This window comes from Citrobacter freundii complex sp. CFNIH4 (genome assembly GCF_002934505.1).
GTDB classification, from domain to species: Bacteria; Pseudomonadota; Gammaproteobacteria; order Enterobacterales; family Enterobacteriaceae; genus Citrobacter; species Citrobacter freundii.
This window is the reverse complement of record NZ_CP026231.1, coordinates 2,320,484-2,333,221: the sequence shown is the minus strand read 5'-3', so window position 1 is coordinate 2,333,221 and position 12,738 is coordinate 2,320,484. Positions and strand designations below refer to the sequence as shown.

The window sequence follows — 12,738 nt, the reverse complement described above, 5'->3', positions numbered from 1 at the left end:
CCGTGGTTTTTTATCGTTATTTAACGCCTTTATCTTATTGACTAACTGGTAATCTCAGCTAAGTAAAAAATCATCCAGGGGATCAGAATGTCGGCAATACAGGGGATTGAAGGGGTCATCAGCCAGTTACAAGCCACGGCGATGTCAGCAAAAATGCAGGATATGCAGCCACAACCGACCGTGAGTTTTGCCGGTCAACTGCATGCGGCGTTAGACAGGATCAGCGATGTGCAAACCGCGTCCCGTACGCAGGCTGAGAAATTTACCCTCGGTGAACCGGGTATTGCGCTGAATGATGTGATGACCGATATGCAAAAAGCGTCGGTATCAATGCAGATGGGTATTCAGGTGCGTAACAAGCTGGTGTCGGCCTACCAGGAAGTGATGTCGATGCAGGTGTAGGTTTAACGTGCAGAGATTGTTTGCCGGATAAGCGCAGCGACCATCCGGCAACCAGTTACTTCTGAATCAAATAGCGGATCGTTGGGCCATCCTGCTGAATATCCAGCACCGTATAGCCGTGATTACGCGCATCCAGTGGAATATTGTTGATTGACTGCGGGCAATCGCTCACCACTTCCAGAATTTCACCTTTCTTCAATTGCGGCATCGCTTCCAGCGTGGCGACAGCCGGGTATGGACACGGTTCGCCGACCATATCGAGGCGATAATCAGGCACGATATTTTTCATACAGACTCCTTGGCAGGCGTCAGTCCTGCGCGACGGAAGAAGCGTTTTTCCCAGCCGATAATGAGCATCAGCGCGGCAAACAACAGCAGATAGGTTATCAGCAGACCACCGAGCGGACCGAAGGTGTTGAGCAAATTCACTTTGTCCCAGTTGGTGGCAAGCGCGGGAGCAAAATCATCCCAGTAGTAGGCCAGAATGGTCGAGCCAATAACGTTGCCCAGACCAACCCACCAGTAATGCACCTGGCCTTCAACGGCGCGGTACATCCAGCCGGTTTCACATCCGCCCGCTAAAACGATGCCAAAGCCGAACAGCAAGCCGCCGATCACCGCATTTGGACCCGCCCACATGATTTTAGGCTCGACCCCCAGTTGCACGTAGCTAAAGATACCGATGGCGCTGACCGCCATCCCGAAGATGATCGCTTTTGCCATATGGGTGCGACCAGAAATCCACAGGTCGCGGAAGGCGGAGGTGAAGCAGATTTGCGCCCGTTCAATCAGCAGACCGAACCCAACGCCAAACAGCATCGCCAGACCGAGTTTGGGTTTATCCATCGCGGTGAGCAGCGCCCAGCCGATCATGCCGATAAACACCAGCATGCCGAGGCGAAAACGACGACGGGCCTGATCCGGCTTTTGCGTTAACGGCGAAGCGGCGGAGACTTTCTGCATTTTGACCGGAATACGGAACATCGGCAGCAGGGTAAAGCGAGCACCAAACCATGAGCCGATTGCCGTTGCCAGCGCGAAAAACCAGGCGTGTAGTGAGAACTGCGGAATGCCGGTGAAGAATGCGGCCAGGTTACAGCCCATCGCCAGTCGCGCGCCGAATCCGGCGATCATCCCGCCAACTATCGCCTGCATAATGCGCACCCGACTGCGCGGCATGCGTAACTTGACGTTGTTAGCCCACAGTGCGGCAGCAAAACAGCCACCGAACATACCGAGGATCATCATGCCGTCAATGCGGGTCAGGGGCGAGCCTTCGAGATGAATCAGCTTGTAGTATCCCCACTGTTCGGCGTGCACGCCAAACAGTTGCAGGATTTGCCCACCCCAACGGGTGAATTCACCGGTAACGGCCCAGAAGGTTCCCGTAATGCCGAAATAATAAGTGGAGAGAATACCCGCTGCGATGACCGCAGGGGCGGGGGCCCAAAATTTAATTAACCAGGCCTGTTTGAAGTGTTGCCATGACATGCGTTGCGCCTCTGAACTCAGAAGGTATGTAACAAGAAGTGTGGATACTACACCGTTCAGAATTTTTGACTATGAGTAATAAGAGGTAATACCGTATGGATCAATCTTTCTCAATGCCGCTGAAAGGCTGGCGACATCAGGCCTTTAATGCCACAATCCCATTTTCTTCGCATGCAGGATGAATGATGAAAAAATTAGCAATCGTTGGTGTATTTCTGGCGCTAACCGGATGCGCCGAAGTAGAAAATTATAACGACGTGGTGAAAACGCCAGCGCCAGCCGGTCTGGAAGGATACTGGCAGTCAAAAGGTCCGCAACGCAGTCTGGTAAGCCCGGAAGCGATTGCCAGCCTGGTGATAACGAAAGAGGGCGATACGCTGGATTGTCGCCAGTGGCAGCGGGTGATCGCGCTGCCGGGGAAACTGACGATGCTCTCTGGCGATCTCACCAACGTGACGGTGAAACGCGAGCTGTATGAGATCGAGCGCGAAGGCAATACGCTGGAATATGACGGTATGACGCTGCAGCGGGTGGATCGCCCGACGCAGGAGTGCGCTGACGCGTTAAAGAAAACGCCGCTGGCCACACCGCTGCCATAAACCGTACGCCCCGGTAGCCTCTGGCCACCGGGGTTGAACTTTACAACACGTCCTCAATCACCCACACGCTGACGCTCCCGCCGTTACAATAAAACGTTGCTTCACCGTTTTCATCGGTGACCACGCTTTCCTCGCGATTTCCCAGATAGTCACGCCAGGTTTTATTGCCGTAATTCGCGCCGAGATTGATGGTCTTTTCCCCGTCATCGCCGTTTGACAGTACCACCACACAGCCGGGAGCGTCGTCCGTTCCGCTGCGGCTAAAAGCGATACAGTTGGGATGATCGAAAAAGAGCGTCTGTACCCCGTGTGCGAAGCGCTGGCGCGCGAGGATCAGTTCATCAAGCTGTTCAATGATCGGCATGTCGATAGGATAGATTTCGCCATCGCCGCCGGTGTCTTCGTAATGCGCTCCGTAGAGGTCAGGGTAAAACACCGACGGTACGCCATTTTCACGCAGCAAGATCAGCGCATAGGCCAGCGGCTTAAACCACGGCTCGACGGGGGCTTCGAGTGCCTGTAAAGGTTGGGTGTCGTGATTGGCCACCAGCGTGACGGCATGAAACGGATCTGCTTCTACCAGGGTATCGGTGAAAATCTGGCTCATGTCATAATCGCGGCCCTGACGGGACGCTTCGTGAAACTTCATCTGTAGGGGGGCGTCGAACAGCATGGTTTTCCCCTCTACCTGGTTGATGTAGGTTTGCAGCTTGTCGACTTCGTGGGACCAGTATTCCGCGACGATAAACAGCGGTTTTGGCGCGACTTCCTGCAAGTGCTCAATCCACTCTTTATAAAACCAGGCCGGAATATGCTTGACGGCATCCAGGCGAAAGCCGTCGCAATGGGTTTGATCCATCACCCAGCGCGCCCAGTATTTGATTTCCTCGGTGACGGCGTGATTACGAAAATCGATATTTTCTCCCATCAGATAATCAAAATTACCCAACTCATCATCAACCTGATCGTTCCAGCCTTCGCCGGTGTAATCGTTAACGATTTTGAAAATGCCGTCTTCGGTGGGATTCTCTATATGGTCAATGCCGCTGAAGCATTTGAAATCCCAAATGAATTGCGAGTACTGGCCTGCGCGGGCAGGGAAGGTGTAGCGCGTCCAGCCTTCGCATTCGATAATCTCATCGCCTATTTGCGTGCGATCTTCGGCGTTAACGCGCTGGACGCGGATCTTTTCTTTCTCATCCGCGCCCATTTTGTGGTTAACCACCACGTCCAGCAGTACGGCAATATCATTGTGTTTCAGCGCGTCAATCGCCGCCAGCAGCTGGTTTTTATCGCCGTATTTGGTGGCGACGGTTCCCTTTTGGTCGAATTCGCCCAGATCAAACAGATCGTAGGAGTCATAGCCAACGGAATAGCCGCCGGACGCGCCTTTATAGGCTGGGGGCAGCCATACCATATTGATGCCGATATCATTGAGTCCGCTTGCGCGTTCGGCAAGTTCGGGCCAGAGTTGGCCGGCATCAGGGTAATACCAGTGGAAGTACTGCAATAATGTGGGATTTTTCATCTTCCGTGCTCCAGAAGTCGTTTGGCCGACCTCTGGAGTATGGAAGATAATTCAGACGAGACGGGAAATTATTGTGGGGCAGTGGGAGCGTCGGGGACTAACAGCATGCCGGAAAGACGGCCATAGGCGTTATTCAACGTTTTCTGGCGCGTTGACTGACCGATGAGATTGCTGAGCTCATCCAGGCGCCGCTGCAACAACGTTTTGAGTAATTGTTCATTATCCAGCGTCTGTTTAATATACCCGGCCACTAAATCCTGAATACTTCGCGTAATTCCCGGTGGAGTTTGCTCTTCCATGACCACTTCAATACTTTGCAGATAGGTAACTTCCTGTTCCAGTAAAAGGTCCCATTCACCGCGCTGCGCCAGTTCCAGCAGTGAGTGACTGAGCAACGCGATGCGCTGCCAACGGTTGATAAACTCCACGGCTGAGGTCATTAACGAGACTCCTGGGAAGATGCTTTCGGTGAGATCTGTTTCCAGGCATCTGCAATGTTGCCGAGTAATTCTTCGACTTCTTCAATGGCCTGACAATCATTACGCAAGTTAGCTTGCAGTAAACGGCGGATCATATAGTCATACAGCGAGGACAGGTTAGTGGCGATTTCACCGCCATTCTCCTGATCCAGGCCTGCTTTCAGACCATTGTCGATAATGTTAATGGCTTTGCTTAAGGCCTCGCCTTTGGCGACGATATCACCCTGCTGCATAAACAGGCGAGCGCGCACCAGGGCGCTGTTCGCGCCATCAAACAACATTTCGATCAGCTGGTGTGGACTGGCGCTCATCACGCCACTCTCTATGCCGACCTGTGCATAGGCTTTGGTACCGCTCGCGGTATACATACTTACCTCGTGTTATCAGGATTTATTCATCGCTGTAAATTGCTGGCCCAGATAGGTACTGGTGTTATTCAGTTTGCTCATCATGCTATCAAGCTGGGTAAACTGCGCCGTATAGCGCGCAACCATGTCATCAATGCTGGCGCTCACAGACAGGTACTGTTTGGTCAGCTTTTTCAACGTGGCATTAATGCTGTCCTGCGCGCTGTCAATAATACCGTCATCAGCCAGGTAGCTTTTAACTTCAACTGCAATCTTGGTAGTAATACCGGTTTCTTTACCATCGCCAGCCAGCAGTTCACGTACCGAAGCGGTGTTTTCGTCCAGCGCTTTTTTCAGTTTGGTATCATCGATGGTCATCTTGCTGGTTTTGCCATCTTGTTTAATGCCGATTTCATTCAGGGTCTTAAAGGCGCCTTCGCTACCAGAGTTAGCAAACTGCGCACGGATACCAGTCTGGATCATACGTACTACGCTATCACCCACCAAGGCACCGTTGTCTTTGTCCTGTCCTTCAGCACCTTGATCAACGGCTTTATATTTGGTCAGCGTATTAAAGGTATCGATCAGTGAGTTATAGGCATCCACCCAGCCTTTAATCGCTTCCGTGGCTTTGTCATTGCTTTTGGTCACGGTCACTCGGGCGTCGGTGACTTTTTTGGTCAGCTCAAGCGTAACACCTTGCGGGGCATCGGTGACTTTGTTGCTTTGACGTTCAATATCGATACCGTTCATCGTGAGCTTGGAGTTTTGGGCCTGAACCAACTCGGTCATTTTCCCAGCACCGGTCTTACTGTCGTAGGCCAGCAGATCGTTCAGCTTACTGTCGCCGTCAACGGAGATGGTCATCTTGCTGTCCAGACCTTCGGCTGCGGTGAGTACCAGTTTGAACTCACCGTCTTTCACCTTGACGATACTGGCGGAGATACCGCTGTCGGTATCGTTAATTGCCTTGCTGATATCATCCAGCGTGGTCTTATCTTGCGAGAGTTTAATCTCCAGCGGCTCTTTCCGACCCGTCTGTTCAATTTTAATAGTACGAGTACCAGAACCATCACCCAGGGCCTCTTTGCTGGAAGTAACCGATGAGGTGCTCAGAGACTGTGCCTGGGCCAGCTGCGTGACGCTGATGGTATAAATACCCGGTGCCGCGCCGGCTTCGGTGGTAACTTTCAGATCTTCGGTACTGCTGGTCACATTACTGCTTCTGAACAGTTCTGGTTTATTTAACGCAGTATTGGCCGTCTGGAATTTTTCCAGCGCACTCTTAAGCGTACCGTAGGCCGTCAGGCGGGCGGTATTGTCGGTTTGTTGCTGAGTGATTGGGTTTAAACGTTTTTTTTCCGCGATAGTCAGGTTGTTTAGCAACGTATCCAGTGGTAAGCCTGAGCCTACGCCCAATGATGTAAATGAAGCCATGCCCGATTCCTTGTGATTGCAAACAATTGTTAAGCGGGTTATCGGCAATCTGCGCGCAAAGTTTAATGATAGTTTTGTAATAATAATGCGCAGAATAGTGGGGCATATTGCGGGTAATTCTGGGGCTAAGAAAAAAGAGGGCGGAAAGTAAAAAATTTCTAAAGTTCGAATTTAAGGTGCCGATACATGGGTTACGGTGAGAAACCGTGGGCAACAGCCCAATAACATCAAGTTGTAATTGATAAGGAAAAGATCATGGCACAAGTCATCAATACGAACAGCCTGTCGCTGTTGACCCAGAACAACCTGAACAAATCTCAGTCTTCCCTGAGCTCCGCTATCGAGCGTCTGTCTTCCGGTCTGCGTATCAACAGCGCGAAAGATGATGCGGCTGGTCAGGCGATCGCTAACCGTTTCACTTCTAACATCAAAGGCCTGACTCAGGCTTCCCGTAACGCCAACGATGGTATCTCCATCGCGCAGACCACTGAAGGTGCGCTGAACGAAATCAACAACAATCTGCAGCGCGTTCGTGAATTGGCTGTTCAGTCTCAGAATGGAACAAACTCAGATTCTGATGTTCAATCTATTCAAGAGGAAATTCAACAACGTTTAGCTGAAATTGACCGGGTCTCAGGTCAAACTCAATTTAACGGTGTTAAGGTATTAACCTCAGACTCAAAACTTAGCATCCAAGTTGGCGCTAACGATGGAGAGAAGATTGATATCGATTTGAAGAAAATAGACACAGGAACTCTCGGTTTAGCAAACTTCTCTGTTGATTCAAAATTTGATGCAACAAGTGCTAAAGTTGTTGCTGCTGGTGCTGATATCGTTCTGTCCTCCAAGACTGTTAAAGCAGAAATCCAGATTGATAGTGAAACTACTACTCCAAAAGCGGCAAACGGTTTGTATGCTCTGAAGGACGGTAGTGGATATGTAGTAAAAGATGAAGACGGTGTATATCATGCTGCTACTAAAAATGCTGATGGCAAGGTTACCTGGAATTCAACTACGGCCGCAACAACAGCAACTGATGTTGATGAAACGACTAAAATTACAGAGTTCAAGGAAGTAGATAAAAAGGTTGCCGCTGATATATCCGGACTTGCTACTAACCAAAAATTGCAATCTTACAAAAAAGATAATGGCGATCTTGGATATGTGGTTAAAAATGCTGATGGTTCTTTTAATCGCGCTAATGTCGATTCTAAAACGGGTGTTGTGTCTGTAGGAACTAAAATTTCCACAAGTCCTGATGTCTTAGCTACTATCGATAATGCTTTGAAGATTGTTGACTCCCAACGTAGCTCATTAGGTGCAATCCAGAACCGTTTCGATTCAGCTATTACCAACCTGGGTAACACCGTCAACAACCTGTCTTCTGCACGTAGCCGTATCGAAGATTCCGACTACGCGACCGAAGTGTCTAACATGTCTCGTGCTCAGATCCTGCAACAGGCGGGTACTTCTGTTCTGGCACAGGCTAACCAGACCACGCAGAACGTTCTGTCTCTGCTGCGTTAATTTACGCTTATCGCGCAAACCCCGCTCCGGCGGGGTTTTTTACATTCGGCTTTACCCGTAACCCCTAAATAACCCCCCATTTCACCCACTATTCACCCGATTAAAACCCCTGCAGAAACGGATAATCATGCCGATAACTCATTTAACGCAGGGCTGTTTATCGTGAATTCACTGTATACCGCTGAAGGTGTAATGGATAAACACTCGCTGTGGCAGCGTTATGTACCGTTGGTGCGTCACGAAGCATTGCGCCTTCAGGTGCGTTTGCCGGCGAGCGTAGAACTGGATGACCTGCTACAAGCGGGCGGCATCGGGTTATTGAATGCCGTTGACCGATATGACGCTTTGCAAGGAACGGCATTTACCACTTACGCAGTGCAGCGTATTCGTGGAGCAATGCTGGACGAACTACGTAGCCGGGACTGGGTGCCGCGTAGCGTTCGGCGCAATGCTCGCGAAGTGGCACAGGCGATGGGACAACTGGAGCAGGAATTAGCGCGCAACGCGACGGAAACCGAAGTGGCGGCGCGTCTGGCTATTCCTGTGCAAGAGTATCGTCAGATGTTGCTCGATACCAATAACAGCCAACTCTTCTCCTACGACGAGTGGCGGGAAGAGCATGGCGATAGTATTGAGCTGGTGACGGAAGAACATCAGCAGGAAAACCCGTTACAACAGCTACTTGAGGGTAACCTCCGCCAGCGCGTAATGGACGCGATCGAGGCGTTGCCGGAGCGCGAAAAGCTGGTGTTAACACTGTACTATCAGGAAGAGCTGAATCTGAAAGAGATTGGCGCGGTACTGGAAGTCGGGGAATCACGGGTCAGCCAGTTGCACAGTCAGGCCATCAAACGTCTACGCACCAAGCTGGGTAAGCTATAGGGGTACACATTACCCCTGAACAATGCCGCATTACGAATTGACTACCAGGAGTTCTCATGACGGTGCAGCAATCAAAAAGACGGCCTCTAAGCCGCTACCTCAAAGATTTCAAACACAGCCAGACGCATTGCGCCCATTGCTTTAAGTTGCTCGACAGGATCACGCTGGTTCGTCGCGGGCAAATTGTGAATAAAATCGCCATCGCCCGCCTGGACACTTTGTTGGATGAAGCCGAGTGGGAGCAGGAGAAAAAAGAGTGGGTGGCACTGTGCCGTTTCTGCGGTGATTTGCATTGCAAAGAGCAGAGCGACTTTTTCGATATTATCGGTTTTAAACAGTTTTTATTTGAGCAGACCGAAATGAGCCACGGCACGGTACGTGAATACGTTGTCCGCCTGCGTCGCCTCGGGAATCACCTGACCGAACAAAATATCTCTCACGATCTGCTACAGGAAGGGTTCCTCGACGAAAACCTTGCCCCGTGGCTACCGGAAACCAGCACCAACAATTACCGCATCGCCTTACGTAAGTATGAGCAGTTTAAAGCCCATACGCATATAGGGCATATGCAGAAATCCTCCTGGACAGCCAGTTCTGATATATATTAAAAACGAATAAGGTGTAACAGAGTCGTGTTTGTGGATCACAGCAAACGTTTTACACTGTAGTCATAAATGATAGTCACTAATGACAATATTCGGGGTAACTATGAAATTAGCACTTCTGGGACGTCAGGCTCTGATGGGTGTAATGGCTGTTGCACTTGTCGCCGGAATGAGCGTAAAGACTTATGCAGATGAAGGTCTGTTAAATAAAGTTAAAGAGCGCGGCACGCTGCTGGTGGGCCTGGAAGGGACCTATCCCCCGTTTAGTTTTCAGGGCGATGACGGCAAGCTGACCGGTTTCGAAGTAGAGTTCGCCGAAGAACTGGCCAAGCACCTTGGGGTGAAAGCTAACCTGAAGCCGACCAAGTGGGACGGTATGCTGGCCTCTCTTGATTCCAAGCGCATTGATGTGGTCATTAACCAGGTGACCATCTCTGACGAACGTAAGAAAAAATACGATTTCTCTACCCCGTATACGGTTTCTGGTATTCAGGCGCTGGTGAAAAAAGGCAATGAAGGTGTTATTAAGACCGCTGCCGATCTGAAAGGTAAAAAAGTCGGCGTTGGTCTGGGCACCAACTATGAAGAGTGGCTGCGCCAGAACGTGCAGGGCGTGGATATTCGTACCTATGATGATGACCCGACCAAATACCAGGATTTGCGTGTAGGCCGTATCGACGCCATTCTGGTTGACCGTCTGGCGGCGCTGGATCTGGTCAAGAAAACCAAGGATACGCTGGCTGTGACCGGTGAAGCGTTCTCCCGTCAGGAGTCCGGGGTGGCGCTGCGCAAAGGCAATGAAGATCTGCTGAAAGCGGTTGATGCGGCCATTGCTGAAATGCAGAAAGACGGTACGCTGAAAGCCCTGTCTGAAAAATGGTTTGGAGCGGATGTGACGAAATAATCGTCATCCGCTGAAAAAAAGGCGCCTTTAACAGCGCCTTTTTTTATTTCATTGCGCCTGAGCGTGCATAATAAAAAGAACATCACAACAACGAATACCGGAGGCTGTATGCCGCTGCATAACTTAACGCGCTTTCCACGTCTGGAATTTATTGGCGCGCCAACGCCGCTCGAATATCTTCCACGTTTCTCCGACCACCTCGGGCGCGATATTTTCATCAAACGCGATGACGTCACGCCGATGGCCATGGGCGGCAATAAGCTGCGTAAGCTGGAATTCCTGGCCGCAGACGCACTGCGTGAAGGCGCTGATACGCTGATAACCGCGGGTGCCATCCAATCTAACCACGTTCGCCAGACGGCGGCGGTAGCGGCTAAGCTTGGCCTGCACTGCGTGGCGCTGTTGGAAAATCCGATTGGCACCACGGCGGAAAACTATCTCACCAATGGCAATCGTCTGCTGTTGGATCTGTTTAATACGCAGATCGAAATGTGTGACGCGCTAACCGATCCGAATGCGCAGTTGCAGGAGCTGGCGACGCGCGTTGAAGCGCAAGGGTTCCGCCCGTATGTGATCCCGGTTGGGGGCTCTAATGCTCTGGGGGCGATGGGTTATGTGGAAAGCGCGCTGGAAATTGCCCAGCAGTGTGAAGGGGCCGTTTCGCTCTCTTCCGTGGTGGTCGCGTCGGGCAGTGCGGGAACGCATGCCGGGCTGGCGGTGGGGCTGGAGCAACTGATGCCAGATGTCGAGCTTATCGGTGTGACCGTTTCGCGCAGCGTCGCCGATCAAAAACCCAAAGTTGTCACGTTGCAGCAGGATATTGCCCGTGAACTGGAACTGACGGCCTCAGCGGATATCCTGTTATGGGATGATTATTATGCGCCGGGCTACGGTACGCCAAACGAAGAGGGCATGGAGGCGGTAAAACTGCTGGCGCGCCTCGAAGGCATTTTGTTGGATCCGGTGTATACCGGTAAGGCGATGGCGGGTTTGATTGACGGCATCAGCCAGAAGCGCTTCAAAGATGAAGGGCCAATCCTCTTTATCCATACCGGTGGGGCGCCTGCACTGTTTGCCTACCATCCTCACGTGTAACAACCAGGTCGAAAAACGCTAATGCATGAAAGTATCCAACTGGTAATTGATTCCCTGCCGTATCTGCTCAAAGGCGCGGTTTTTACGCTGCAACTGAGTATCGGCGGGATGTTTTTTGGCCTCGTGCTGGGGTTTATCCTGGCGTTGATGCGTCTGTCGCCGCTGCTGCCTGTGCGCTGGCTGGCGCGTTTTTATATCTCTATCTTTCGCGGAACGCCGTTGATTGCCCAGCTGTTTATGATTTATTACGGTCTGCCGCAGTTTGGAATTGAGCTTGATCCCATCCCGGCGGCGATGATTGGCTTGTCGCTTAATACAGCCGCCTACGCTGCGGAAACCCTGCGTGCGGCAATCTCTTCCATCGACAAAGGACAGTGGGAGGCGGGTGCCAGTATTGGTATGACGCGCTGGCAGACCATGCGCCGGGCAATCCTGCCACAGGCTGCGCGCGTTGCGCTGCCGCCGCTGAGCAACAGCTTTATCAGTCTGGTGAAAGATACCTCTTTGGCCGCCACTATTCAGGTCCCGGAACTGTTCCGTCAGGCGCAGCTGATTACCTCGCGTACGCTGGAAGTCTTTACGATGTATCTGGCGGCCTCGTTGATTTACTGGGTGATGGCGACGGTGCTTTCTGCGCTGCAAAACTATTTTGAAGAACAACTGAACCGCCAGGAGAGAGAGCCGAAATGAGTGCTATCGAAGTCAGAAACCTGGTCAAAAAATTTCATGGGCAAACGGTGCTGCATGGGATCGATCTTGACGTCAAACCTGGTGAAGTAGTAGCGATTATCGGGCCGAGCGGATCGGGCAAAACCACGCTGCTGCGTAGCATTAATTTGCTGGAGCAACCGGAGGCGGGCACCATTAAAGTGGGTGAGATTACCATTGATACCGCGCGTTCGTTGACCCAGCAGAAAGGGCTGATTCGTCAGTTACGCCAGCACGTCGGTTTTGTGTTCCAGAACTTTAATTTGTTTCCCCATCGGACAGTGCTGGAAAACATTATTGAAGGGCCGGTGATAGTCAAAGGTGAACCAAAAGCCGAAGCGACAGCTCGTGCGCGTGAATTGCTGGCGAAAGTCGGGCTGGCAGGTAAAGAAACCAGCTATCCGCGGCGTTTATCGGGTGGACAGCAGCAGCGCGTAGCGATTGCCCGAGCGCTGGCGATGCGACCTGAGGTTATTCTTTTTGATGAACCGACCTCCGCGCTTGATCCTGAACTGGTTGGCGAGGTACTTAATACCATCCGCCAACTGGCGCAGGAAAAACGCACCATGGTAATTGTGACGCATGAAATGAGCTTTGCTCGCGATGTCGCCGATAGAGCGATATTTATGGATCAAGGACGGATAGTCGAGCAGGGACCAGCAAAATCCTTATTCACGCATCCGCAGCAGCCACGTACCCGTCAGTTTCTTGAAAAGTTTTTGATGCAATAAATA

The 12,738-nt window shown here is 51.4% G+C and carries 15 protein-coding genes; 9 read left to right on the top strand and 6 right to left on the bottom strand.

Features of this window, described 5'->3' with window-relative positions; translation table 11 throughout:
• The first annotated feature begins 87 nt into the window (after positions 1-87).
• The gene (gene fliE, locus C2U41_RS12090) at positions 88-402 is read left to right on the top strand and encodes a flagellar hook-basal body complex protein FliE (protein ID WP_003030448.1); all 315 of its coding nucleotides are present in this window, start codon (positions 88-90) and stop codon (positions 400-402) included.
• Positions 403-457: 55 nt separating this feature from the next.
• Here fliE and yedF read toward each other — a convergent pair whose 3' ends face one another.
• Both yedF and yedE read right to left on the bottom strand, forming a co-directional pair.
• The gene (yedF, locus tag C2U41_RS12085) at positions 458-691 is read right to left on the bottom strand and encodes a sulfurtransferase-like selenium metabolism protein YedF (protein ID WP_000790504.1); all 234 of its coding nucleotides are present in this window, start codon (positions 689-691) and stop codon (positions 458-460) included.
• The gene (gene yedE / locus C2U41_RS12080; protein ID WP_146051397.1) at positions 688-1,893 is read right to left on the bottom strand and encodes a selenium metabolism membrane protein YedE/FdhT; all 1,206 of its coding nucleotides are present in this window, start codon (positions 1,891-1,893) and stop codon (positions 688-690) included. The genes yedF and yedE overlap by 4 nt, the downstream gene beginning before the upstream one ends.
• A gap of 185 nt (positions 1,894-2,078) precedes the next feature.
• Between yedE and yedD the strand changes: the two genes are divergently transcribed.
• On the top strand, positions 2,079-2,492 hold the full coding sequence (gene yedD, locus C2U41_RS12075) for a lipoprotein YedD (protein WP_003030454.1): 414 nt from the start codon (positions 2,079-2,081) through the stop codon (positions 2,490-2,492).
• A gap of 40 nt (positions 2,493-2,532) precedes the next feature.
• Here yedD and amyA read toward each other — a convergent pair whose 3' ends face one another.
• The 4 genes from amyA to fliD all read right to left on the bottom strand — a co-directional run bounded on the left by amyA (position 2,533) and on the right by fliD (position 6,283).
• A complete protein-coding gene (gene amyA, locus C2U41_RS12070) occupies positions 2,533-4,020 on the bottom strand; it encodes an alpha-amylase (protein WP_103848425.1) in 1,488 nt (495 codons plus the stop codon).
• Positions 4,021-4,088: 68 nt separating this feature from the next.
• The gene (gene fliT / locus C2U41_RS12065; protein WP_103848426.1) at positions 4,089-4,460 is read right to left on the bottom strand and encodes a flagella biosynthesis regulatory protein FliT; all 372 of its coding nucleotides are present in this window, start codon (positions 4,458-4,460) and stop codon (positions 4,089-4,091) included.
• Positions 4,460-4,867, bottom strand: a complete 408-nt coding sequence (fliS, locus tag C2U41_RS12060) for a flagellar export chaperone FliS (RefSeq protein WP_016150550.1) — start codon at positions 4,865-4,867, stop codon at positions 4,460-4,462. The genes fliT and fliS overlap by 1 nt, the downstream gene beginning before the upstream one ends.
• Positions 4,868-4,882: 15 nt before the next feature.
• The gene (gene fliD / locus C2U41_RS12055; RefSeq protein WP_103848427.1) at positions 4,883-6,283 is read right to left on the bottom strand and encodes a flagellar filament capping protein FliD; all 1,401 of its coding nucleotides are present in this window, start codon (positions 6,281-6,283) and stop codon (positions 4,883-4,885) included.
• A gap of 255 nt (positions 6,284-6,538) precedes the next feature.
• On the opposite strand from fliD, the gene C2U41_RS12050 reads away from it, so the two are divergent.
• The 7 genes from C2U41_RS12050 (at position 6,539) to tcyN (ending at position 12,735) form a co-directional block, all read left to right on the top strand.
• Positions 6,539-7,810 (top strand): FliC/FljB family flagellin, encoded by a 1,272-nt coding sequence (locus C2U41_RS12050; protein ID WP_103848428.1) that lies wholly within the window; start codon positions 6,539-6,541, stop codon positions 7,808-7,810.
• A 162-nt stretch (positions 7,811-7,972) separates the two neighbouring features.
• Positions 7,973-8,692 (top strand): RNA polymerase sigma factor FliA, encoded by a 720-nt coding sequence (locus C2U41_RS12045; RefSeq protein ID WP_103848429.1) that lies wholly within the window; start codon positions 7,973-7,975, stop codon positions 8,690-8,692.
• Between the two features lie 56 nt (positions 8,693-8,748).
• On the top strand, positions 8,749-9,300 hold the full coding sequence (gene fliZ / locus C2U41_RS12040; RefSeq protein WP_016150547.1) for a flagella biosynthesis regulatory protein FliZ: 552 nt from the start codon (positions 8,749-8,751) through the stop codon (positions 9,298-9,300).
• Between the two features lie 100 nt (positions 9,301-9,400).
• A complete protein-coding gene (gene tcyJ, locus C2U41_RS12035; RefSeq protein ID WP_003030469.1) occupies positions 9,401-10,201 on the top strand; it encodes a cystine ABC transporter substrate-binding protein in 801 nt (266 codons plus the stop codon).
• A gap of 108 nt (positions 10,202-10,309) precedes the next feature.
• Positions 10,310-11,296, top strand: coding sequence for a D-cysteine desulfhydrase (dcyD, locus tag C2U41_RS12030; RefSeq protein ID WP_103848430.1), 987 nt, complete (start codon positions 10,310-10,312; stop codon positions 11,294-11,296).
• Positions 11,297-11,317: 21 nt separating this feature from the next.
• Positions 11,318-11,986: a cystine ABC transporter permease gene (gene tcyL / locus C2U41_RS12025; protein ID WP_003030474.1), complete on the top strand. Its 669-nt coding sequence runs from the start codon at positions 11,318-11,320 to the stop codon at positions 11,984-11,986.
• A complete protein-coding gene (gene tcyN, locus C2U41_RS12020) occupies positions 11,983-12,735 on the top strand; it encodes an L-cystine ABC transporter ATP-binding protein TcyN (protein WP_003030477.1) in 753 nt (250 codons plus the stop codon). The genes tcyL and tcyN overlap by 4 nt, the downstream gene beginning before the upstream one ends.
• Positions 12,736-12,738: the final 3 nt, after the last annotated feature.